16 protein-coding genes are annotated in these 22715 nt (G+C 62.5%); 4 read left to right on the top strand and 12 right to left on the bottom strand.

Annotation, left to right across the window (positions count from 1 at the left end):
• Positions 1-14 precede the first annotated feature (14 nt).
• Entirely contained in the window at positions 15-1124 is a 1110-nt protein-coding gene (locus L0G76_RS01020) for an SPFH domain-containing protein (RefSeq protein WP_304355573.1), read from the top strand.
• A 110-nt stretch (positions 1125-1234) separates the two neighbouring features.
• On the opposite strand, the gene L0G76_RS01015 is transcribed toward L0G76_RS01020, so the two are convergent.
• Positions 1235-4336, bottom strand: a complete 3102-nt coding sequence (locus tag L0G76_RS01015) for an Rne/Rng family ribonuclease (RefSeq protein WP_304355572.1) — start codon at positions 4334-4336, stop codon at positions 1235-1237.
• Positions 4337-4623: 287 nt separating this feature from the next.
• On the opposite strand from L0G76_RS01015, the gene L0G76_RS01010 reads away from it, so the two are divergent.
• On the top strand, positions 4624-5274 hold the full coding sequence (locus L0G76_RS01010; protein WP_304355571.1) for a vitamin K epoxide reductase family protein: 651 nt from the start codon (positions 4624-4626) through the stop codon (positions 5272-5274).
• 91 nt (positions 5275-5365) lie between these two features.
• Here L0G76_RS01010 and ndk read toward each other — a convergent pair whose 3' ends face one another.
• From ndk to L0G76_RS00980, 6 genes are all read right to left on the bottom strand, one after another.
• Positions 5366-5779, bottom strand: a complete 414-nt coding sequence (gene ndk / locus L0G76_RS01005) for a nucleoside-diphosphate kinase (RefSeq protein WP_304355570.1) — start codon at positions 5777-5779, stop codon at positions 5366-5368.
• Between the two features lie 82 nt (positions 5780-5861).
• On the bottom strand, positions 5862-6227 hold the full coding sequence (locus L0G76_RS01000) for a DUF4233 domain-containing protein (RefSeq protein ID WP_304355569.1): 366 nt from the start codon (positions 6225-6227) through the stop codon (positions 5862-5864).
• A gap of 3 nt (positions 6228-6230) precedes the next feature.
• Positions 6231-7619: a bifunctional folylpolyglutamate synthase/dihydrofolate synthase gene (locus L0G76_RS00995; RefSeq protein ID WP_304355568.1), complete on the bottom strand. Its 1389-nt coding sequence runs from the start codon at positions 7617-7619 to the stop codon at positions 6231-6233.
• Complete coding sequence (gene ileS, locus L0G76_RS00990; RefSeq protein WP_304355567.1) at positions 7616-10882, bottom strand: isoleucine--tRNA ligase; 3267 nt, start codon at positions 10880-10882, stop codon at positions 7616-7618. Before ileS ends, L0G76_RS00995 begins: the two co-directional genes overlap by 4 nt.
• A gap of 313 nt (positions 10883-11195) precedes the next feature.
• Positions 11196-11951: an SDR family oxidoreductase gene (locus L0G76_RS00985; RefSeq protein WP_304355566.1), complete on the bottom strand. Its 756-nt coding sequence runs from the start codon at positions 11949-11951 to the stop codon at positions 11196-11198.
• A gap of 141 nt (positions 11952-12092) precedes the next feature.
• Entirely contained in the window at positions 12093-13289 is a 1197-nt protein-coding gene (locus tag L0G76_RS00980; protein ID WP_304355565.1) for an acyltransferase, read from the bottom strand.
• 138 nt (positions 13290-13427) lie between these two features.
• On the opposite strand from L0G76_RS00980, the gene valS reads away from it, so the two are divergent.
• Positions 13428-16073: a valine--tRNA ligase gene (valS, locus tag L0G76_RS00975; protein ID WP_304355564.1), complete on the top strand. Its 2646-nt coding sequence runs from the start codon at positions 13428-13430 to the stop codon at positions 16071-16073.
• Positions 16074-16213: 140 nt separating this feature from the next.
• A complete protein-coding gene (locus L0G76_RS00970) occupies positions 16214-16903 on the top strand; it encodes an AIM24 family protein (RefSeq protein WP_304355563.1) in 690 nt (229 codons plus the stop codon).
• A gap of 125 nt (positions 16904-17028) precedes the next feature.
• Here the strand turns inward: L0G76_RS00970 and L0G76_RS00965 are convergent, their stop codons facing one another.
• The 5 genes from L0G76_RS00965 to tig all read right to left on the bottom strand — a co-directional run.
• Positions 17029-18318, bottom strand: a complete 1290-nt coding sequence (locus L0G76_RS00965; protein ID WP_304355562.1) for an MFS transporter — start codon at positions 18316-18318, stop codon at positions 17029-17031.
• 13 nt (positions 18319-18331) lie between these two features.
• Complete coding sequence (gene clpX, locus L0G76_RS00960; RefSeq protein WP_304355561.1) at positions 18332-19618, bottom strand: ATP-dependent Clp protease ATP-binding subunit ClpX; 1287 nt, start codon at positions 19616-19618, stop codon at positions 18332-18334.
• A 254-nt stretch (positions 19619-19872) separates the two neighbouring features.
• The gene (locus L0G76_RS00955) at positions 19873-20514 is read right to left on the bottom strand and encodes an ATP-dependent Clp protease proteolytic subunit (RefSeq protein WP_092101615.1); all 642 of its coding nucleotides are present in this window, start codon (positions 20512-20514) and stop codon (positions 19873-19875) included.
• A gap of 26 nt (positions 20515-20540) precedes the next feature.
• Positions 20541-21137, bottom strand: a complete 597-nt coding sequence (locus L0G76_RS00950) for an ATP-dependent Clp protease proteolytic subunit (RefSeq protein ID WP_304355606.1) — start codon at positions 21135-21137, stop codon at positions 20541-20543.
• A 262-nt stretch (positions 21138-21399) separates the two neighbouring features.
• A partial coding sequence (tig, locus tag L0G76_RS00945) for a trigger factor (protein WP_304355560.1) occupies positions 21400-22715 on the bottom strand: 1316 nt, incomplete at its 5' end.

The following is a 22715-nucleotide window of genomic DNA, read 5'->3' as shown; positions in this document are numbered from 1 at the left end:
CCTAGACTGAGAGCATGACTCAGAACCCCAACCAGCACGGGTCTCCCCCGCCGCCGCAGCCGCCGCCGGGAGTCCAACCCGGAGGACGCCCCGACCCGAGGCGACCTCAGCAGCCCGTCCCCGATCAGCAGAATGGTTCGCAGCAACCCCAACACCAGTGGCGACCACAGCAGCCGCTCGGAGGTTCGCCTGCCCCGCCCCGGCGAATCGCCTCGCCGGAGGGCGAACGGGTCAGGGAGAGCCCTGCCGGGGGTGTTTCCGGCTACTTCGCCATCGTCGGTGCCGTGGTTCTGCTCCTTCTGGCACTTCTGCTTGCGGTCTTCGGCCTCATCATGACCGTTGCCCAGGCTGTGGTCGGGATCATCCTCATTGTGGTGGCCGTGCTCTGTTTCATCGCCGCGATGTTCATGTTCAAGGGATGCACTTCTGTGGCTCCGGGCAATGCTGTCGTCCTCCAGCTCTACGGGAGGTACGTCGGCACTGTGCGCCAGTCGGGTCTGCGCTTCGTCAACCCCCTGTATTCGAAGATTCAGGTCTCCACACGCATTCGGAATCACGAAACCTCCACGCTCAAGGTCAACGACCTCGACGGCAATCCGATCGAAATCGGAGCCGTGGTCGTCTGGCAGGTGCAAGACACCGCTCAGGCCCTGTTCGAGGTCGACGACTTCGAAGAGTTCGTCGCCATTCAGGCTGAGACCGCCGTGCGTCACATCGCAAACTCCTATGCCTACGATTCCTCGGACCCGAACCGGATGTCCTTGCGCGACAACGCCGATGAGATCACGTCGAAGCTGTCCAACGAGGTCGCTGCACGTGTAGCTGCCGCGGGTGTGACCGTCATCGAGTCCCGCATCACACAGCTCGCGTACGCTGCTGAGATCGCGCGTGCGATGCTCCAGCGCCAGCAGGCGACGGCCGTCGTGGCAGCGCGTCAGCTCATCGTCGAAGGTGCTGTCGGCATGGTCGAGACCGCCATCGAGCAGATTGAGGGGCGTGGAATCGTCAAGCTCGGTCAGCTCGAACGCAGCGATCTCGTGTCGAACCTGATGATCGTCCTCTGCGGCGATCAGGCAGCTCAACCGACGATCAGCACGACGAGGAATCAGGAATCCGGCAGCTGAACGTCATCAGCACAGACTGAAGAGGCGTCGCGCCGCCGATCGCAATGATCGGTGGCGGGACGCCTCTTCTCTGTGTGCTCGTGTCAGTCAGACAACTGCATTCGATGTGGTCAGTCTTCGCCGATGATGACGAACGAGGTCGGCAAGGACTCCTGGGCCGACTCATTCTCGGGTTCGGCCTTGGCGGCCGGCTTCCGTCGCGGAGCTGCCTTGACCGGTTCGGCCGTGGCAACCTTGGTCGCAGTGTCGGCTCCGATCATCAGCGGAAGCTCGGCAGCAGGGACTTCCGGCTTGTTTGCCTGCACCGGCTTGTCCTGAGCCGGCGTGTTCTGGGCCGACTTGCCCTGTGCAGTTTGGTCCTGCGCCGGCTCAGACGTTTCGGCAGTCTGTGCGTTCGACCGCTTCCTGCTCGCGCGGGTACGGGACCGGCCGGACTTGCCGCTGCCGTTCGAGTCGGTGGACTCGCCGCCCCGCGATTCGTCATAGGTGTCGGTGCTCGGCGATGACTGGGAGTCGGTCGACGACGGTGAGTCCTTTGCCTTCCCGGTGTCTTTGGACTCGGCCTCGCCCTTCTTCAGCGTGGCCTTGGCGATGGCGGCGACGGCCGAACGTGAGGCGTCGTTGGTCGCGGCATCGGATTGGCCGGCGGAATCATTGGCCTTCGACGACGGCTTGTTGTCACCGCGACGCTTTCGATCACGTTTGCTGTTCGAGTTGTCGCTGTTCGATGACCGATTGCCGTGGTGTGCCTTCGAACCGTCCTCTTCCGAACCCGGCAACAACAGCCCGCGGCCGGACAGGTCTGCCCCGGCACTGACCAGGGACTCGGCGAGCCCGGTGCCGATGCGCTTGCGTGTCATCTGCACGAGACCCAGAGAGGTCACCTCGGCGACCTGATGCTTGGTCCTGTCACGCCCCAGGCACTCGACGAGTCGACGCACGACGAGATCCCGGTTCGACTCGAGGACCATGTCGATGAAGTCGACGACGATGATGCCGCCGATGTCACGCAGGCGCACCTGCCGGATGACTTCCTCAGCCGCCTCGAGGTTGTTGCGGGTCACGGTCTCTTCAAGGTTTCCACCCGAACCGGTGAACTTGCCGGTGTTGACGTCGATGACCGTCATTGCTTCGGTCCGATCAATGACCAGGGAGCCGCCCGATGGCAGGTTCACGGTGCGCTGCAGCGCCTTCTGCACCTGCTCTTCGACCCGGTAGTGATCGAAGATGCCTTCGTCCTCGCTGTAGCGGTGAACGCGTTCGAGAAGGTCCGGTGCCACGGCCTCGACATATTCGTGAATGGTGTCCCAGGCGCCGTCACCGTCGATGACGAGGGATGAGAAGTCTTCATTGAAGACATCGCGAATGATCCGCACGATCATATCCGGCTCGCTGTAGAGGAGCTGAGGGGCCAGCACCTTCGTCGACTTCGACTTCTTCTCGATGGTTTCCCATCGTTTGGCCAGTCGTTCGACGTCTCTGCCGAGTTCCTTGTCGGTCGCGCCTTCGGCAGCGGTGCGCACGATGACTCCGTTCGAGTCACCGACGAGTTCCTTGAGCAGCTTCTTCAAACGGTTGCGCTCAACGTCGGGCAGCTTGCGGGAGATGCCGGTCATCGAGTTTCCCGGCACGTAGACGAGGAAACGTCCAGGTAGGGAGATCTGGCTGGTCAGCCGAGCACCCTTGTGTCCGATCGGGTCCTTGGTGACCTGAACGAGAACCGCGTCGCCGGGGCTGAGTGCGACCTCGATGCGGCGTGCCTTGCCGTCCATGCCCAGAGCGTCCCAATTGACCTCTCCGGCGTAGAGCACAGCATTGCGGCCCTTGCCGATGTCGATGAATGCGGCTTCCATGCTCGGAAGCACGTTCTGCACCTTGCCGAGGTACACATTGCCGATCAGGGAGGACTGCGCACGGTTCTCCTTGAGGTAGTGCTCGACGGTGATCCCGTCTTCCACGACGACCAGCTGTGTCTGTTCGCCGCTCTCACGCACCAGCATGGTCCGATCGACCGATTCACGGCGGGCGAGGAATTCGGCCTCGGTGATGACGGGTCGACGGCGGCCGGCTTCGCGGCCTTCCTTACGGCGCTGCCGTTTGGCCTCCAGGCGAGTTGAGCCCTTCAGCGAGGTCACTTCATCGTTGTCCGTGCCGCGTGAGCGCGAGCGACGACGGCGGCGACGGCGAGAACCGCTGTCGTCATCATCGTCGCTATCGTCATCGGCGGAGTCGTTGGACTTCTCCGCCTGCTTGCCAGAGGGCTTGTCCTCAGAGGGTTTGGCATCTGCAGCCTTGTTCGAGTCTGCCTGCTGAGTCTTCTTGTCCGAGCGATTGCCGGAGCGCGACTCATGACTGTTCGAGCGGGACTCGGAATCATCGTCGGAGGAATCGTCTCCGGTGGACGACGAATCGTCCGCGTCGGAGTCACTCCCATTGTCCTCGCGTCCGCGGGAGCGGCGGCCACGGCCACCGCGGCGTCGGCGACGGCCCCCGGAATCATTCGAATCGTTGTCGTCGGAGCCGTCGTGCTTCGAGTGGTTCCTGTCGTCGTCGGATGACCCGGAGTCGTCCGAGTCTTCGTCATCATCGTCGGTGTCGTTCTCGACCTGGACGGGCTGAGCGAGCTCGGCCTTGGGCACTTGGAAGATCAGTCCGCCGTCGTGTGGCACGGCAGGGGCACTGGCAGGGGCGGGTGCGGGTTGCGCAGTCGGTGCGGCGAAGGGGTTGCGCGGATCGAATGCGGGGGCTGGAGCCGAGGAATCGTCGTCCGCGGCAGAGCCTGCGGAACTGTTCTCATCGGCGTCAGTGTGATCGCTCTCGCCCCTGCCGCGGCCGCTGTCCTGCGCATCGTCAGCGGAGTCCCGGACGAACTGCTCGAAGACGAGTCCCTTGTTCGCCGCTGAGTCAGGGGCCTTCTTCGGTGGACTGCGTTTCGGCTCGGGGGCGTCCTCATCGTCATCGTCCGAGTCATCATCGTTCGGCTCGGGAATGCGCAGTGACTCCGCGGCCTCTGCAATGTCATCGAGCTTCTCTCTGATGCTGTCGTCGACATCGTCATGAGAGGAGTCTGCTGTGTTCACCGACTGCTGCAGATTGGCAAGGTCCGCGAGGATGCCCTCTGTTGCTTCGCTTCCGTCGTTCGACGCGTCATTCATCATTTCTCCCAGACCGAAGACTCCGTCCACACCCCACGGATCTTCGGATCCTTGCATGGTCCAAGTCGGACCGAAACTTGTGGATGGCACTTCCGGCTCGCGCTCAGCGCGTAGGCCCTCGGTGCTGCCTCTTCTTGGTGTCGACCTGCGAGGTAGTACCCTCGACTCGGTGGAGGCACTTCTCCTGTTCGGTGTGAGAACAAGTATCCGTCTCATCATTATGTCACAGATCAGTCGAAGTGCCTCGCCCGAACCGAGGTCTCTGTGGTCTGCGTCACCCCGGTCTGTGACAAATCTCAGTTCGCCCGTTTGCCGCTCGGTGCCCGGGGAGGCATTCTTGGAGTGTGAATACCGCAGATACTCTTCCTGACGACGACATCGACAACGTGCCGCTGGCCCGATCCTGGGTGCTGCGGCCGACGACGCTCGGCATCTTCCTCATCGTCGGATCCGTCGTGGGCTTCCTGGCTTCCTTCGCCCTTGCCGTCGAGAAGTACGAGAAGTTGGAGAACCCGAACGCCGTGCTCTCCTGCGACCTCAACCCGTTCTTCTCCTGCGGTTCTGTCATGGAAGCGGCCGAAAGTCAGCTGTTCGGGTTCCCCAATCAGCTCCTGGGAATCGGTGCTTTCATATTTCCGTTCCTGCTCGGCGTGTTGCTCATCGCCGGGGCCAAGATTCCGGGATGGGTCATGGTCGGACTCAACATCGGGCTGGCACTTGGCACCGTTCTCGTCATGTTCCTGTTCTACATCTCGATCTACGTCATCGGCGTCGGCTGCCCGTGGTGCATGGTGGTGTGGACGATGACGATTCCGATGTTCGTCGCCGTGACCGCCCACAACGCCCTCGCCGGCAATTTCGGCGCGGGGATCGCACGGAATCCGATCGCCAGAGTCCTGGCCAAGGAGAACGTCGCGATCTTCGTTCTGTGGATGCTCGTCATCGCCGCATGCATCGTCGTTCAGTTCTGGAACTACTTCTCGACCATGTTCTGAACAGCACATGACAAAGAGCGCGGGTGCCGTGCCGCAGACTCTCCTTGCGAAGATCTGCGGCAGGGCACCCGCGCTCGTGCGCTGAGATCGATCAGGCGGGGAACCAGATTCCGATCTCACGTTCGGCCGATTCGACCGAATCGGAGCCGTGGACGAGGTTCTTCTGGACCTTCTCTCCCCAGTCGCGACCCAGATCGCCGCGAATCGTGCCCGGCGCCGCGGCCGTGGGATCGGTGGCCCCTGCCAGCGAGCGGAACCCGGGGATCACTCCCTGACCGGAGGCGATGAGCGAGACGATCGGTCCTTCGGACATGAAGTCGACGAGGGGCTGGTAGAAGGGCTTGCCCTCATGCTCTGCGTAATGCGCGGAGAGTTCATCCGCGGTCGCTGTCCGCAGCGACAGAGCGTCGATGGCATATCCCTTGGCTTCGATGCGAGCGAGGATCTGTCCCACGAGTCCTCGTGCGACGCCGTCGGGCTTGATGAGGATGAGAGTGCGTTCCATTCCGGTCCTTTTCGTTTGTGCAATGATCGGCGGTCATAGTTTACCCGCCGTTGTGTTCGCTGCGTCCCGCCGCCGAGGCGGTTCAGGCGCGTTCAGCCACTTCCCTGTCGATCCTGGCCGACCAGTACACCGTCACCGCCCACATGGCGATGAAGATCGCGGCGACGAAGAACATCGAAGTGACGATGAACCCGGAGGCCAGCAGGAGGATCTGCACGGCCCATCCCAGTGCCACGCCTGGGCGCTTCTGTCCGATCCGCCGCGGCAGCAGCACGGCAGACACGATCGCGAGAACCGCGATCACTGAAGCGCCGAGCAGAAGCTGGCCCAGAGACAGTGACTCGGCGGCCTTCACCTCGAGACCGTAGGCGGTGAGCACCGCGAAGTAGACGATGAAGAGCTCACAGATGAGGATCGAGCCGCAGAGGACGGGGAATTTCGATTTCACGACTCACTCCTCCTTGCCGAGCAGCAGACGGGCCTCTGCGACGGTGTGCAGTGAACCGGTGACGACGATCCCCGGGCTCGTCGCCCCGGAGCTGTTCGCCAGGTCGATGGCCTTCATCAGGGCTGCGTTGAGATCCGGCGTCTCGATCACCGAGTCCTCATCGACCCATTCGCGGGCCGCCTCGGCAAGCTCGTGGGCATCCATCGCGCGGGAGTTCAGTGCCTCGCTGACGACGAACGCATCGGCGCTGCGATGCAGCTCCTCCAGGACACCGTGGACGTCCTTGTCAGCGAACATCGCCAAGACCATCACGGTGTAGTCGAAGTCGAACGCCTCGGTGATGGTCTCGGCCAGCACATGGGCGGCATCGGGGTTGTGTGCCCCGTCGACGACCACTGCCGGACCTGTCCGGACCAGCTCTGCACGGCCGGGAGACGTCACATGGGACAGCCCTTCGGCCACTGTGTCGAGGACCAGCGGCTTGTCCTCATCACCGAGGAATGCCTCGGCCGCGACCAGAGCCACAGCGGCATTGTGGGCCTGATGACTGCCGTGCAGAGGCAGGAAGATGTCCGTGTAGACATCGCGCATGCCCTGCACGGTGATGAGCTGCCCGTCGACCGCTCGTGTTCGGTCGAGAAGACGGAAGCTGCGTTCCTCGGTCAAGGCGAGAACGTGACGACGCTCCACCTCGGCGTCCACAGCCGTCTGGGCCTCGTCTGCCTGTTCGGCGATGACAGCCACCGGGTTCGGGGCCGGAGAAGGATCGATACTGCGATTGAGGATTCCGGCCTTGGTGGTGGCGATCTCGGTGAGTGTGTCGCCGAGGAACGTCTGATGGTCGAGTCCGATCGTGGTGAAGACGCAGACTTGTGCATCGGCGACGTTCGTCGAATCCCATTCGCCGCCCATTCCCACTTCTGTCACGACGACGTCGACGGGGGCGTCGGCGAAGACAGCGAAGGCCAGCACCGTCAGTGCTTCGAAGAAGGTCAGCCTTCCGCGGCTCTCGGCGACGAGCTCTGCGTCGACGAGTTCGAGAACCGGTGAGATCTCATCGTGGATGCGCACGAATGCCTCAGCCGACACGGGTCCTCCGTCGACAGAGATCCGCTCGGTCACCGAATGCAGATGCGGGCTGGTGAAACGGCCCACCCGCAGGTCGTGGGCGGACACGATCGAGTCGATCATCGCTGCGGTCGAGGTCTTGCCGTTGGTCCCGGTGACGGTGATGACCGGCGCCGCCTGATGAATGTCACCGAGGAGTTCACACGCCCGGCGGGTCGCATCGAGTCGGACCTCGATCTGGGTCTCCCCCGCTCGCGCCAGCAATGCTGCGTACACGCGGACGAGCTGAGACTCAGACTGCTCGTCGCGCTCCTCCGCGCTCATGCTCGGCTCACAGCGAGTCGTGTTCCGGCCGGCAGCTCCTCCGGAGTGAAGACCTGTCCGTCACTGTCAACCGCAGCGAAATCGAGCGAAGTCGCCAGTGTCTCGCCGGCGATGAGGTCCCGGTGGCCTCCCAGCGCGGCGGCCAGATCCGGCTCCGCCTCGATGGTCACCGTGATCCGATCCGAGATGTGCAGATCCAACTGTTTGCGGATTCCCTGAATAGCGCGGACGGTGTCACGGGCCATGCCTTCGGCTTCGAGCTCAGGGGTGACACGGGTGTCGAGAGCCAGGAAGCCGGAGTCCAGCGCTGCCAGCTCCATCCCCTCCGTACCCGACTCGGCCACGGAGTCCACGGTGTACTCGCCCTCGACCAGATCGATTCCTCCGCTGGTGACGGTGCCGTCGTCGGCCACCGACCAGTCGCCGGACTTCGAGGCCCTGATCACCTGCTGCACCTGCTTGCCCAGTCGGGGGCCGGCGGCGCGGGCATTGACCACAAGGGTCTGTGACAAGGAGAAACCTGCGGCTTCGGCCTCGGCGACGTCGAGCACCTCGACCTCACGAACATTGAGCTCATCAGAGATGATGTCGGTGAAATCGGTGCCCAGGTCGGTGTCATCGGCAACGGTGAGCTTGGCCAAGGGCAGGCGCACCCGCAGCTTGTTGGCCTTGCGCACGGACGACGCCGTTGAGCAGATGTCCCGGGTCAGATCCATCGCGGAGACGAGTTCGTCGTCGGCCGGAAACAGACCCGCATCCGGGTAGTCGGCCAGGTGAACCGACCGCTGGCCGGTGAGACCGCGGTAGATCTCTTCCACGGTGAATGGCAGCAGCGGGGCTGCGACCCGGCAGAAGGCCTCGAGACAGGTGTAGAAGACGTCGAAGGACTCGTGAGTCGCCTCGGTGCCGTCCCAGAAGCGGCGCCGCGACCGGCGCACGTACCAGTTGGTGAGCATGTCGAGGTAGCTGCGGACGAGTTCGCAGGCTGCCCAGATGTCAAGGCCTTCCATGGCATCTGAGAACTGTGCGATCAGGTCGTGGGTCTTCGCCAGCAGGTACCGATCGAGGACCTGGCTCGAGTCGTAACGAGCTTCGGCCTGGTAGCCGGCCTTCTGGCCGGCTGCCCCGTCTGCGGTGTTGGAATAGGTGGCGAAGAACTGCCAGGTGTTCCACAGCGGAAGAACGACCTGTCGCACTCCGTCGCGGATGCCCTGTTCTGTGACCACGAGGTTGCCGCCGCGCAGGATGGAGGAGGCCATGAGGAACCAGCGCATCGCATCGGAGCCGTCACGATCGAAGACCTCGTTGACGTCAGGATAGTTGCGCAGCGACTTCGACATCTTCGCTCCGTCGGATCCCAGAACGATGCCGTGGGAGATGCAGTTGGTGAATGCGGGTCGGTCGAAGATCGCTGTGGAGAGCACATGCAGGAGGTAGAACCAGCCACGAGTCTGTCCCACATATTCGACGATGAAGTCGGCCGGGAAGTGGTTGTCGAACCATTCCGAGTTCTCGAATGGGTAGTGGACCTGAGCGTAGCTCATCGATCCCGAGTCGAACCAGACGTCGAAGATCTCAGGGATGCGACGCATCATCGACGCACCGGTCGGATCATCGGGGTTGGGCCGGACCAGATCGTCGACCCAGGGGCGGTGGAGGTCGACTTCACCGTGGTCGTTGACCGGAAGACGCCCGAAGTCGGCTTCGATATCGGCCAAGGATCCATACACATCGGTGCGCGGATACGTGGGGTCATCAGAGGTCCACACCGGGATCGGTGAACCCCAGAAGCGGTTGCGGGAGATCGACCAGTCGCGGGCGTTCTCGAGCCATCTGCCGAACTGGCCGTGCTTGACGTTGTCGGGCACCCAGTTGATCTGCTCGTTGAGCTCGACCATCCGGTCCTTGAACTCGGTGACACGCACGAACCAGGAGGACACTGCGCGGTAGATCAGCGGATTGCGGCAACGCCAGCAGTGCGGGTACGAGTGCTCATAGGATTCATGGCGGATGAGAAGAGCCGAACGGCCGGTCAAGGGACCGGTGCTGTTGCGCAGGTCCTTGATGATGGCCTTGTTGGCGTCGAAGACCTGCTGGCCCGCGTAGTCGACCACAGTGGAGTCGAAGCAGCCGGCGTCGTCGACCGGACGGGTCGCAGTGATGCCGTAGGAGTCGGTGAGGTCCTTGTCCTCTTCACCGAAGGCCGGAGACTGGTGGACGATTCCGGTGCCTTCGTCGGTGGTCACGAAGTCGGCTTCGAGGATGGTGTGCATCCGCTCGCCGAACTCATCCTGGCGGCCTTCGAAGTACGGGAATGGCGGCTCGTACTCGTGCCCGAGGAGCTCACCGCCGGAGAAGGTCCGCAGCACCGTGGGGTTCTCCCCCAGCTCACGCTCGTAGGCGCCGAGGCGAGCCTCGGCGAGGATCAGAGTCTTGCCCTGCAGCTCCTGCGCACCGTCTTCACCGGCGACGACCGCCGCCAGCGGGATCTCAGGATTCACGGCCACAGCCTGGTTGGAGGGGACGGTCCACGGTGTCGTCGTCCAGATGAGGACCCACTCGTCGGAGTCCTTGAGTTTGTACCCGATGGTCACGGCAGGATCCTGGCGCGATTTGTAGACGTCGTCGTCCATCCGCAGCTCGTGGTTCGACAGTGGGGTCTGGTCTTTCCAGCAGTAGGGCAGGACACGGTAGCCCTCGTAGACGAGGCCTTTGTCCCAGAGCTGTTTGAACGCCCAGATCACGCTTTCCATGTATTCGACGTTGAGCGTCTTGTAATCGTTGTCGAAGTCGACCCAGCGTCCCTGCCGGGTCACGTATTCTTCCCATTCCTGCGTGTATTTCAGGACGGAGGACCGGCAGGCGTCGTTGAAGGCGGCCAGTCCCATGCCGCTGATCTCGGACTTGTCCGTGATGCCCAGCTGACGCTCGGCCTCGAGCTCGGCAGGAAGACCGTGGGTGTCCCAGCCGAAGCGGCGGTCGACCTTCTTGCCGCGCATCGTCTGGTAGCGGGGAACGACGTCCTTGACGTAACCGGTCAGGAGGTGACCGTAGTGGGGCAGACCGTTGGCGAAGGGAGGACCGTCGTAGAAGACGAACTCATTCTCACCATTCTCGCCGGCGTCGCGCTGATCGATCGAGGCTTGGAATGTGTCGTCCTGTTTCCAGTAGTCGAGCACGGCGTCCTCGATGGCCGGGAAGTTCGGCGAGGCACTGAGGCCGAAGGCCGAGGTCGACACCTTGGGATACAACGGTTGCGTCATGAGCGTCCTTTTTCAGTCACTGCGGTCACTGTCACGAGGACGACATGTCTGCCGCGGTACCACCTCGCTTATCCGCACCGAAAGACCGTCGGGTGCGACGGACGATCAGCGGATCGCTCATAGCCGGAGTGATGACGGGTCCAACCGCCCGGTTCTACTGGGTGCCCTATCGCCGGCCGATGTCGTCGCCGAGAGATGATTGCACTGTTCTTCCGGATGCTCCCCGGTGATGGCCGGATCACTGCACCCTCAATCGTATACCTTGCCCAGGGGTGTCGACCACTCGCCCGTCCGCGTCATCAGACTCCCGAGCTCAGAGCCCCTTGTTGCGAGCGACTTTGTGCTGTGCGGCCTGCGCAATCGGTCTGATCACCATCAGGTCGACGTTGAAGTGGTGCGGTCGGGTCAGTGAGTAGACGACGGCATCGGCGACGTCGTCGGCGGTGAGCGGGTTCTCCACGCCTTCGTAGACCTTGTCGGCCTTGTCCTGACTGCCGCCGACCCGCTTCAGGGTGAATTCCTCGGTGGCGACCATACCGGGGGCGATCTCGATCACGCGCACGGGTTCGCCGGCGAGTTCGAGTCGCAGCGTCGCGGCGATCGAGTGTGTGCCGTGCTTGGCCGCGACGTATCCGCCTCCCCCTTCGTAGGCTTGGTGTCCGGCGGTCGAGGACATGACGACGATGTCTCCGCGCCCTGACTCGATCAGCGCGGGAAGAAACGCCTTGACGACTCGAAGGACTCCGAGGACGTTGACGTCGAACATGTCACGCCACCCGTCAACTGAGGCCTCGGCGACGGTATCGGTGCCAAAGGCGGCTCCCGCATTGGCGACCAGCGAATGCACCGGTCCCCCAGCCAGCACTTCGCCGGCGAGACCGGCGACTGCGGCGTCGTCGGTGAGGTCGGCGACGAGATAGCTGGCGCCGGTCTCCTCCGACAGTGCACGCAGCTTCTCTTCTCGCCGTGCCACGGCGACGACGTCCCAACCCTGCTCCCGCAGCCGGCGCACGGTTGCGGCGCCGATTCCCGAACTCGCGCCTGTCACGACTGCTCTGAGTGTCTCCATCGCTGTACTCCTCCATTCATCTGGGTAGTTCCCGGCGCCGCGTCTGATCCTGGGGGTGCCGCGCCCGATCGTGGGCACGATCGGTGAGGTGAGTTCTCAGTCTACTGTTGTCCGCACGAGGCGGGCAGAGGCCTTCACACGCTAACCGCCGGTGGGCCCCGGGTCGGGCCTGTGATCCGGATGGCTCGTCTCGTCAGGCTCGGGCGTCTGTGCTGACACCGGTGCTTGGGTCCTCTTCATCGCACGCGGCGGCCTGGGCGTCGGCTTCGAATGGGGATTGCGCGGTCCCCCTTCACCGAAGACGGCGCGCACGCCGGGGATCTTGACCGCCAACCAGGTCACGACGACGCAGATGATCGTGTAGACGATCGGCATCGCGATCGCATGGACGAGAACGCCGGGGACGGTCGCAGGCAGACCCATGGCGTTGCGGATGGGGTAGAGCACGAGCGGGTGGAGCAGGAAGACCCCGAAAGAGTACGGGTAGAACCAGTGCAGGAGCCGGAAACCGGTATTCATGTGGTGGTGGAGCAGGAGGTAGGCAGACAGTGAGGCTGCGACCACTCCCGGAGAGAGGTACTCGTAGGGGAAGATCCACGGCTTCTCGCCCGGGCCGATTCCGGCCCACACGATGGTGATCGCAATCGAGCCGGCAAACGCCAGCCAAGACAGCATCACCCCACGAGACGACAGCACCACGTCCCGCAGCACCCACCCGAGGATGTAGAAGCCGGCCATCGGCAGAAAACGTGTGGCGATATTGGCCTCACCCACGTCGAAGATGATGCTCGCCAATTGGTCGAGCATGCCGATTCCTAAGAAGATGAGTCCTGTTCCCCATTGCAGACGCCGCGATCCGTGGACGCTGAGCAGTCGGAAGAACGGTGTCAGCAGCGTCAGGCCGGCGAGCACATAGAGAAAGTAGAGCTGGACGAAGGGGGAACCGGTCAGGATAGCGAGTCCCGGGTTCCAGCCATCGTCGGCAGGGAGCAGATAGAAGCGCCTGAAGATGACGTAGACGGCTGTCCAGAACACGAGGGGGATCCCGATTCTCCACACACGCTTGCTGAGGAACCTGCGGGGCTGGCTGCCGCGTGCCGGGTCCAGTGCCAGTGCTCCCGCGATCATGATGAATACCGGAACCGACCAACGCGCGGCAGAATCGAAACCATTGGCCACCCACCAATCGGGGCCCAGGGACGGGTAGTTCTCTTCGACGACAGTTCCCAGCGAATGGATCGCGACGACTGCCACGATCGCGATCGCGCGGGCCGGGTTCATCCACGCGGTCGACGTGGGCGGCAGGTTCTCTGATCCGATTCTGTCCAAGGGCGCCATGGCTCAATATTCTCATTGTCGATCACTGATGCGTCTCACACTCCGTTCAGCGTGTGTCCTCCGGCCTCAGCACCGAAGTACGCTCACGAGATGTGATCGGTTTGGCCCCAGCCCTCCCGGGTGAGAAAATCAGCAACTATGAACACACCTGCCTTTTCGGACTCGACGCACGAGTCAGTGAACCTGCCGGACAAGCCGGCTCTTGAGGGACTTCGGGACAAATGGGACGCCGCGTGGAGCGACAACGGGGTCTATGCCTTCGACGTCGATACGAATCGCGAGCAGGTCTATTCGATCGACACTCCCCCGCCCACGGCCTCGGGGTCGCTGCACGTCGGGCACGTCTTCTCCTACACTCAGACCGACATCATCGCCCGGTATCAGCGCATGCAGGGCAAGAACGTGTTCTACCCCCTGGGCTGGGATGACAATGGGCTGCCCACGGAACGGCGGGTCCAGAACTACTACGGGGTCACCTGCGACCCCACCCAGAGCTACGATCCGAACTTCGAGCCGCCGGCGAAGCCTGCGAAGAACTCACGTGACTTCGTCAAGATCTCACGCCAGAACTTCATCGAACTCTGCGAGACGCTTTCGGCTGAGGACGAGCACGTCTTCGAAGATCTCTTCCGCTCCACGGGCCTGTCCGTGGATTGGAACTATACCTACCGCACCATCGATGACACCTCCCGTTCCGTCAGCCAGAAGGCCTTCCTCACCGATCTGGCGAACGGTCATGCCTACTCTCAGGATGCTCCGACGATGTGGGACGTCACCTTCGGCACTGCCGTCGCGCAGGCCGAGCTCGAAGATCGTGAGAAGGACGGCGCCTACCACAAGGTGAACTTCTACCCTGAAGATGCCGACGGCCTCGCCGACACCTCGGCGGAACCACTCGTGATCCTCACCTCCCGTCCGGAGCTGATCCCGGCCGTTGTGGCACTCGTGGCTCATCCCGCAGATGAGCGTTACACCTCCCACTTCGGAACCACGGTCGTCTCACCTCTGTTCGGAGTCAGTGTCGACGTTCGCGCCCACGAGCTCGCGAAGTCGGACAAGGGCACCGGCATTGCCATGGTGTGCACCTTCGGCGACCTCACCGACGTCACCTGGTGGCGTGAGCTCGACCTGCCGACGCGCGCGGTCATCAACCGCGGCGGTCGACTCAATCTCGAGGTCCCCGATTGGATCGCGGCGTCGCCGAAGGCAGATGCCGTCGCCAACTACGAGAAGCTGGCGGGAAAGACAACGTTCACCGCTCGCAAGGAGATCGCCGAGATGCTCTCCGAGTCCGGTGATCTCATCGGCGACATCGAAGCCATCACCCACCCTGTGCCGTTCTATGAGAAGGGCGACAAACCCCTCGAAGTCGTCACATCGCGCCAGTGGTACATCCGCAACGGCGGTCGTTCGGCCGAACTCCGCGACGCCCTCATCGCACGCGGACGCGAGATCGAGTGGCATCCGGCGTTCATGCGCTCCCGGTACGAGAACTGGGTGGAGAATCTCAACGGCGACTGGTTGGTCTCGCGACAGCGCTACTTCGGTGTCCCGATTCCACTGTGGTATCGCTTGGATTCGGCTGGAGAGCCCGATTACTCGGATCCGATCATCCCCGAGTCCCTTCCGACCGACCCCATCGCCGAGGTTCCGGCGGGCTTCACCGCCGACCAACGTGACGTCCCCGGTGGTTTTTCGGCCGATCCGGATGTCCTCGACACCTGGGCGACCTCATCTCTGACCCCGCAGCTGCTGGGTGGTTGGAGCCGCGACGAAGACTTCTTCTCGAAGGTCTTTCCCTTCGATCTGCGCCCTCAGGGCCATGACATCATCCGCACCTGGCTGTTCTCGACGGTCGTCCGGGCGAACTCGCTCAATGATGCTGCGCCCTGGAAGCATGCCGGCCTCTCCGGGTGGATCCTCGACCCGGATCGCAAGAAGATGTCGAAGTCGAAGGGCAATGTCGTCGTCCCTTCGGACATCCTCGGCGAAGCGAAGCCGGGATTCGGTCCCGACGCGGTGCGCTATTGGGCCGCCAGCGCCAAGCTCGGCGCCGACACGGCCTATGACGTGACGCAGATGCAGATCGGTCGCCGTTTGGCTATGAAGCTGCTCAACGCGTCGAAGTTCGCGCTGGCTCAGGGTGTGCATTCCGGTCTTGTCGGTCAGCTCGGATCGGTGACCCATGATCTCGATCGGGCGTTGCTGAAGAAGCTCGCCGATGTGGTCGAGACCGCTTCGGCGCATATGGCGGCCTATGACTATGCGCACGCTCTGCGTGCCGCGGAGAGCTTCTTCTGGGAGTTCACCGACGACTATGTCGAACTCGTCAAGGACCGCTCGTACGGTTCCACGGGCGACGATGACCAGCTCTCTGCCCATGTCACACTCGCGACTGCTCTCGACGTGCTGCTGCGCCTGTTCGCTCCGATCATGCCCTTCGTGACCGAAGAGGTCTGGTCGTGGTGGCGGACGGGATCTGTGCACAGGTCACCATGGCCAGGAGACGAGCAGCTGACACAGCCTGGTTCGTCTGTGGATCCCGAGCTGCTGGCCACTGTCGCCTCTGTGCTCACCGAGATCCGACGGGTGAAGACCGAGGCGAAGGTCTCCCAGAAGACGCAGGTGCGCAGCCTCACCATTCATGCTCCGGCCCCTGTCGTTGCCGCGATCGAGAGCGCCCATGCCGACTTGACTGCTGCGGGACGCGTTCAGCATCTCGACACGGAGGACAAGGGCGAAGAGATCACGGTTGCCGCCATCGACTTCGTCGCTCAGGACTGAGCACGCACGTCGCGTTCCCGGAGATTTCTGTTCCAGGATCAGAACAGAAATCTCCGGGCCTTTGAGGGCCTGGGAACATACGATGGATTCGACAGCTGAAGGAGTATCGGACTTCTTCACGGATGAAAGGCCCTTGAACTATGAGAAGTGAACTGTTTTCGCAGCGGAATGCGGAGATCCAGAACCAGGAACGCTGGACTCTGCAATCGAACAAGATGCTGCGTACCGTGATCACCCCCAACGCACCCATGATCGCGACGAAGGGTGCCATGGTCGCCTACCAGGGCGACGTCCAGTTCACACACCAGGGTTCGAAATCGGTCGGACAGTTCATGAAGAAGGCCGCCACGGGTGAGGGCGGCAACGTCATGAAGGCTGAAGGCCACGGCGAAGTGTTCTTCGCTCGCGAGGCATCGAACATCTTCATGATGTCGTTGGAGGGACAACAGGATGCGCTGACGGTCAACACGTCGAACCTGTTGGCCTTCGACGACGCCCTCAACTGGGAGATCAAAAGGATCAAGGGCGGAGTCGGTGCCATGGTCAGCGGCTCCGGACTGTTCAACCTCGAGCTCAACGGTGTGGGCACTGCCGCCATCTGCTGCAAGGGTTCCCCCATGGTCCTCGACTGCTCGCAGCAGCCGACCTTCGTCGACCCGCAGTCGGCCGTGTGCTGGTCTTCGGCTCTGGCACCGCAGATCAAGACCGACGTCAGCGTGGGGACCTTCTTCGGGCGCGGCTCAGGGGAATCCGTTCAGCTTGCCTTCCACGGTCCCGGCTTCGTCGTCGTCCAGCCTGCTGAGAACGCCGTGTACTCCGCCCAAGCCTAGCCCGATCAGGTTGAGGCACTCTGGCACAGAGTGTTCCAGCATCTGCGCATGTCGAGCCCGAGACGCCCCGATGATATACCGGATCGTCTCGGGCTTGCCTCGGCCGCGTTGCGCTGTGCTGGAGCTCAGGTCACGGGTGTCCGTGACCGGTTCGCTCCCCCGCGATCCACGCGGTACCGGCGGAACGTCGGGAAGATCAGTGCACAGGCGATGACGAGCACGATGACGATGAGGCCTCCTCCGACGGTGGCGATGGCTGTGGTCGTGACCTCCGCGACGGTTCCGTGCAGCACATCTGCGATGCGCGGACCACCCGCGACCACGACGATGAATACGCCCTGCATGCGCCCACGCATGTCATCGCTGGCGGCTTCCTGCAGCATCGTGGACCGGAAGGCGGAGGAGATGATGTCTGCACCACCGCCCATGGCCAGACCGATCAGCGCCACGATGAGCGCTGCCGTCCAGAACCCAGAGGCGAACTCCAGGGACAGCCCGAACAGTGTCATGGCCGAACCCCAGACGAGGATCGCTATGATCACGGCCAGGCCCTGCCGTTCGACGCGTGAGACCCAACCCGAGAAGATTCCTGCCAGCGCGCTGCCCGCCGCCAGAGATGCGAAGAGCAGTGAGAAGACGATGCCGCCGGACGGAGGGCCTCCGAAGGTTTCGGTGGCGATCTGTGGGAACAGCGCCCTCGGCATCCCGAAGACCATGGCGATGACGTCGACGAGCAGGGAAACCATGACGACGGTGTTCGTTCCCAGGTAACGGAAGCCGTCGATGACCCCTTTGAGACCGGACCGTGTATCGGGCTGTTTCCGAGGCACCAGTGCAGGCAGCCTCAGCACAGCGTAGAGGGTGGTGGCCAGGAACAGTGCGTCGAGGATGTAGAGCATTTGGTAGCCGAAGACCGGGATCAGCGCACCGCCGATGACCGGGCCCGCCACCGCACCCAAGGTCATGACCGTCATATTGAGGGAATTGGCGGCGGGGAGGAGCTCGAGTGGAATGATGGTCGGAAGAAGGGCGCCTTTGGCCGGCTGGTTGAGGCCGAAGAAGGCCTGTTGGAGTGAGAACACCGAGAGCAGCAGCCACACGTTGCCCAGCTCCATGACTGCGATGACAGCCAGCAGGGCACTGGCACCTATGAGACCGACCGTGGAGATGATGAGCAGCTTGCGCCGGTCGATGACATCGGCCAGGGAGCCACCCCACAGACCGAACACGACGAGCGGAATCAGTCCGAAGATGCCGCTGAGGCCCACGTAGCCGGAGGACCCGGTGATGTGGTAGATCTGTGCCGGAATGGCGACGACAGTCATCTGGGCACCGATGACAGTGACGATGTTGGCCGACCAGAGCCGGCGAAAGTCGGCGTATCTGAGGGGTCTGGTATCCGCGAACAGCCTCATCTACGCAGGCATGTCAGGCCGACTTCTTGGACGTCCGTGACTGTTCGCGCGGCACCAGTGTGGGGGCCACATTCTTGTCCACGACATCCTTGGTCACGACCACCTCGGCGATGTCCTCTCGCGAGGGAACATCGAACATGACCGACTGCAGGACCTCTTCCAGGATGGACCGCAGTCCCCGTGCCCCGGTCCCCCGCAGCAACGCGAGGTCCGAAATCGCCTCGAGCGCATCGGTCTCGAACTTGAGTTCGACGTTGTCGAACTCGAACATGCGCTGGTATTGCTTGACCAAGGCGTTCTTCGGTTCGGTGAGAATCGAGATCAGTGCCGCACGATCGAGCGTGGAAACTGTGGCCAGAACCGGAACACGTCCGATGAACTCAGGGATCAGCCCGAACTTCAGGAGATCTTCCGGGAGGATATCGGCGTAGAGGTCCTCTTCGTCGTTCTTCGACTGCAGGAGTGCTCCGAATCCGATGCCGTGTTTGCCCTTGCGGCCGGCGACGATCTCTTCCATACCTGCAAAGGCGCCCGCGACGATGAAGAGCACATTCGTGGTATCGATCTGCAGGAAGTCCTGGTGTGGGTGCTTGCGGCCGCCCTGCGGCGGGACGGAGGCCTGGGTTCCCTCGATGATTTTCAACAGCGCCTGCTGCACGCCTTCACCGGAGACGTCTCTGGTGATCGAGGGGTTCTCCGATTTCCGCGCGATCTTGTCGATCTCATCGATGTAGATGATGCCGTGTTCGGCCTTCTGAATGTCGAAGTCCGCGGCTTGGATGAGTTTGAGCAGAATGTTCTCGACGTCTTCGCCGACGTAACCTGCTTCGGTCAGCGCTGTGGCGTCGGCAACGGCGAAGGGAACATCGAGCCGCTTCGCCAGTGACTGCGCCAGATAGGTCTTTCCAGAACCGGTGGGCCCCACGAGGAGGATATTGGATTTCGCGATCTCGACCTCGGCATCCTCCGAACCCAGAGTCTTTGTCTCCTCATCTCCCTGCAGGGAGCGGATGCGCTTGTAGTGGTTGTACACGGCAACGGACAGAGCCTTCTTCGCAGGCTCCTGACCAACGACGTATTCCTGCAGGAAATCGAAGATCTCGCGCGGCTTGGGCAGTTCGATCTCGGCGTGCTCTGAGGTGCCTTCGCTGAGTTCCTCTTCGATGATCTCGTTGCACAGACCGATGCATTCATCGCAGATGTAGACCCCAGGTCCGGCGATGAGTTTCCGCACCTGCTTCTGTGATTTCCCACAGAAGTTACATTTGAGCAGGTCTGCTCCGTCCGCACTGCGAGCCACTGTCACAACCTTCCGCCGGGGCGCCTGGCCCCAACTCTACCGCTCGTGTTTCCTGTACCTCAATAGCTTCCCATACGAGACTGACATGACCGGCCAGAAACGTCATTCGGTGTGTCGGAGAACGCGATCACACCCAAGCTCTCGGGAAGGCCCAAACTACTCGGCGCCGCACTCGGTGGCAACTTCGCAGCCCAGACCGCTTCGGGCCCGGACAGCATCATTCAACTGTCCGGACCCGAAGATGGTCGTGTGTCTCAGACCGTCTTGCGAGAGGTCAGCACCTGGTCGACGAGGCCGTAGTCCTTCGCCTGTTCGGCGGTGAGGAAGAGATCACGTTCGATGTCGTTGGAGACCTGCTCCGGAGACTTGTTGGAGTGCCCCGACAGAGTCGTCTCCAACCATTGGCGCATCCGGAAGACCTCTGCGGCCTGGATCTCGATGTCCGAAGCCTGTCCCTGACCCTGGCCCTCCATCGCGGGCTGGTGGATGAGGACGCGGGCGTTGGGCAGAGCCAAACGCTTGCCCGGGGTGCCGGCCGCGAGCAGAACAGCGGCGGCGGAGGCGGCCTGACCGAGGCAGACCGTCTGGATCTCCGGCTTGATGTACTGCATCGTGTCGTAGATGGCCGTCATAGCGGTGAACGAGCCACCGGGTGAGTTGATGTAGAGCGTGATGTCGCGGTCCGGGTCCTGCGATTCGAGGACCAGCAGCTGGGCCATCACGTCGTCGGCACTCGTGTCGTCAACCTGGACACCCAGGAAGATGACGCGATCGTCGAAGAGCTTCGTGTAGGGATCCTGGCGCTTGAAGCCGTAGGGAGTCCGCTCTTCGAACTGGGGCATGACATAGCGGGACTGCGGCATGTTGCCGGCAGTGGACCCAGGCATAAAGTTCATTGAATTCATTCTTCCTTGACTCCCACTCAGTTGTCGGTGACGTCGGACGAACGGGCCACCATCTTGTCGATGAAGCCGTATTCGAGCGCTTCTTCGGAGGTGAACCAGTGGTCGCGGTCGTTGTCTTTGAGGATCTGTTCCAGGGTCTTGCCGGTCTGTTCGGCGGTGAGCTCTGCCATCTGCTTCTTCATGTGCAGGATGAGCTCGGCCTGGATCTTGATGTCTGTGGCTGTGCCGCCGATGCCGCCCAGAGGCTGGTGCATGAGAATGCGGGCGTGAGGGGTGGCGTACCGTTTACCGGGTGCGCCGGAGGACAGCAGGAACTGTCCCATCGATGCGGCCATTCCCATTGCGACGGTCGAGACATCTGGCTTGATGTACTGCATGGTGTCGTAGATCGCCATCCCCGCGGTCACGGAGCCACCCGGGGAGTTGATGTACAGCGAGATGTCCGCGTCTGGATCCTCTGCTGCCAGCAGCATCATCTGGGCACAGATCGCGTTGGCGTTGGAGTCACGCACTTCCGAACCGAGCCAGATGATCCGCTCTTTGAGCAGACGGTTGAAAATATGGTCGTCGAGACCCATTGCCCCACCGGCGTCGAGGCCGACGGGCGCTGTCATTTCGTGTGCGCTCACGTTTCACTCCTGTTGGTCTTTGGTTGGCTTGATATGGACTCTAACTGCTCATCGGTCGAATTTAGTCCGACGGATCGCCTGTGTTCGCCATCAGCGTGATCGTTCATCGGATTCACTCGCGTCTGCTGGGAGTGAACGGGGTCGTTGAAGCACCCAGGTGCAGGCTGCAGAGTCAACGTGAAACGGTGGGCACGGAATATTCCGTGCCCACCGTTCACTGATTTCTCACCGCCGAGGCGGACCGAGGTCAGTTCGCTTTGTCGCCTTCGGTCACTGCATCGGGTTCGATGACGTCCTCGTCAGCACCCTCGGCCGATTCGTCAGATTCTTCGGCTGCATCGTCCTCAGGAGCAGAGGTGAACTCCTCCATGTCGACGACATTGCCTTCGGTGTCCTTGACGACGGCTCCGGCGAGGGCGGCGGCAAGCGCCTTGCGGCGCGTGACCTCTCCGACCAGTGCGTTGACCTGTCCGGAGCTGTCGAGCATCTCCGCGAACTCGTTCGGGTTCATGCCGTACTGCTGTGAAGCAGAGATGAGGTACTCGATGAGTTCGGGCTGTGTCACCTCGACCTCTTCGGCTTCGGCGATCGCGTCGAGGATGAACTGGGTGCGCAGGTTGCGCTCGGTCTCCTCGGTGACCTCCTTGCGGTGCTCATCATCGTCCAGGCGGCTCTCGGACTCGAGGTGACGCTCGACCTCGTCGGTGACGACCTTTTCAGGTACCGGCACGTCGAGAGTCTCGATCAGGGATTCGAGGACCCTGTCGCGTGCCTGCGCACCCTGGTCGGTCTCCTTCTGCTTGGCAGCCTGCTCACGCAGATCCGCACGCAGCTCATCAATGGTGTCGAATTCGCTGGCCAGCTGGGCGAAGTCATCATCGGCCTCTGGCAGTTCGCGAACCTTGACCGCGCTGAGCGTGATGGAGACTGTACCGGTCTCGCCGGCGTGCTCTCCACCAGCAAAGGTGGTCTCGAAGGTCGTGGTCTCGTCTGCCGACAGTCCGTCGAGTGCTTCGTCCATGCCATCGAGCATGGTTCCGGCACCGACCTGGTAGGAGATGTCGGAGGCGGTGTCGATCTCTTCGCCGTCGATGGTGGCGACGAGGTCGAGGGTCACGAAGTCGTCCTTGGCTGCTGGACGGTCAACGGAGCTCAGGGTCCCGAAACGGGTACGCAGCTGCTCGAGTTCGGCATCGACGTCGTCATCGGTGACCTCGATCGGGTCGACCTCGACGCTGATGGTGTCGTAGGCAGGCAGTTCGATCGCCGGGCGAACGTCAACCTCGACCGTGAAGGTCAGGTCGCCGTCTTCGGTGCCGTCGAGGCCGGGGACCTCTGAGATCTCAACCTCGGGCTGGCCCAGCGGCTTGAGATCGTTCTCTTCGACGGCTTCGCGGTAGAACCCGTCAAGACCGTTGTTGACGGCCTCCTGGATCACTGCAGGTCGACCAACGCGCTGATCGATGATTCGAGCAGGGACCTTGCCCTGGCGGAAGCCGGGGATGGTCACCTGGCCACCGATGGTCTTGTATGCCTCGTCGATGCTCGGCTTGAGTTCGGCGT

This window comes from Brevibacterium picturae (genome assembly GCF_030453725.1).
Lineage (GTDB): Bacteria > Actinomycetota > Actinomycetes > Actinomycetales > Brevibacteriaceae > Brevibacterium > Brevibacterium sandarakinum_A.
This window is presented reverse-complemented; position numbering and strand designations above follow the sequence as displayed.

What these genes read in the sequence shown, in the direction of transcription:
- L0G76_RS00980 (WP_304355565.1), bottom strand. Translation starts at nt 13,289, where the DNA reads ATGGCGCCCTTGGACAGAATCGGATCAGAGAACCTGCCGCCCACGTCG.
- valS (WP_304355564.1), top strand. Translation starts at nt 13,428, where the DNA reads ATGAACACACCTGCCTTTTCGGACTCGACGCACGAGTCAGTGAACCTG.
- L0G76_RS01020 (WP_304355573.1), top strand. Translation starts at nt 15, where the DNA reads ATGACTCAGAACCCCAACCAGCACGGGTCTCCCCCGCCGCCGCAGCCG.
- L0G76_RS00955 (WP_092101615.1), bottom strand. Translation starts at nt 20,514, where the DNA reads ATGAACTTTATGCCTGGGTCCACTGCCGGCAACATGCCGCAGTCCCGC.
- L0G76_RS00995 (WP_304355568.1), bottom strand. Translation starts at nt 7,619, where the DNA reads ATGAGCGCGGAGGAGCGCGACGAGCAGTCTGAGTCTCAGCTCGTCCGC.
- L0G76_RS00985 (WP_304355566.1), bottom strand. Translation starts at nt 11,951, where the DNA reads ATGGAGACACTCAGAGCAGTCGTGACAGGCGCGAGTTCGGGAATCGGC.
- L0G76_RS00950 (WP_304355606.1), bottom strand. Translation starts at nt 21,137, where the DNA reads ATGACAGCGCCCGTCGGCCTCGACGCCGGTGGGGCAATGGGTCTCGAC.
- L0G76_RS01015 (WP_304355572.1), bottom strand. Translation starts at nt 4,336, where the DNA reads ATGCAAGGATCCGAAGATCCGTGGGGTGTGGACGGAGTCTTCGGTCTG.
- L0G76_RS00970 (WP_304355563.1), top strand. Translation starts at nt 16,214, where the DNA reads ATGAGAAGTGAACTGTTTTCGCAGCGGAATGCGGAGATCCAGAACCAG.
- L0G76_RS00965 (WP_304355562.1), bottom strand. Translation starts at nt 18,318, where the DNA reads ATGAGGCTGTTCGCGGATACCAGACCCCTCAGATACGCCGACTTTCGC.
- ndk (WP_304355570.1), bottom strand. Translation starts at nt 5,779, where the DNA reads ATGGAACGCACTCTCATCCTCATCAAGCCCGACGGCGTCGCACGAGGA.
- ileS (WP_304355567.1), bottom strand. Translation starts at nt 10,882, where the DNA reads ATGACGCAACCGTTGTATCCCAAGGTGTCGACCTCGGCCTTCGGCCTC.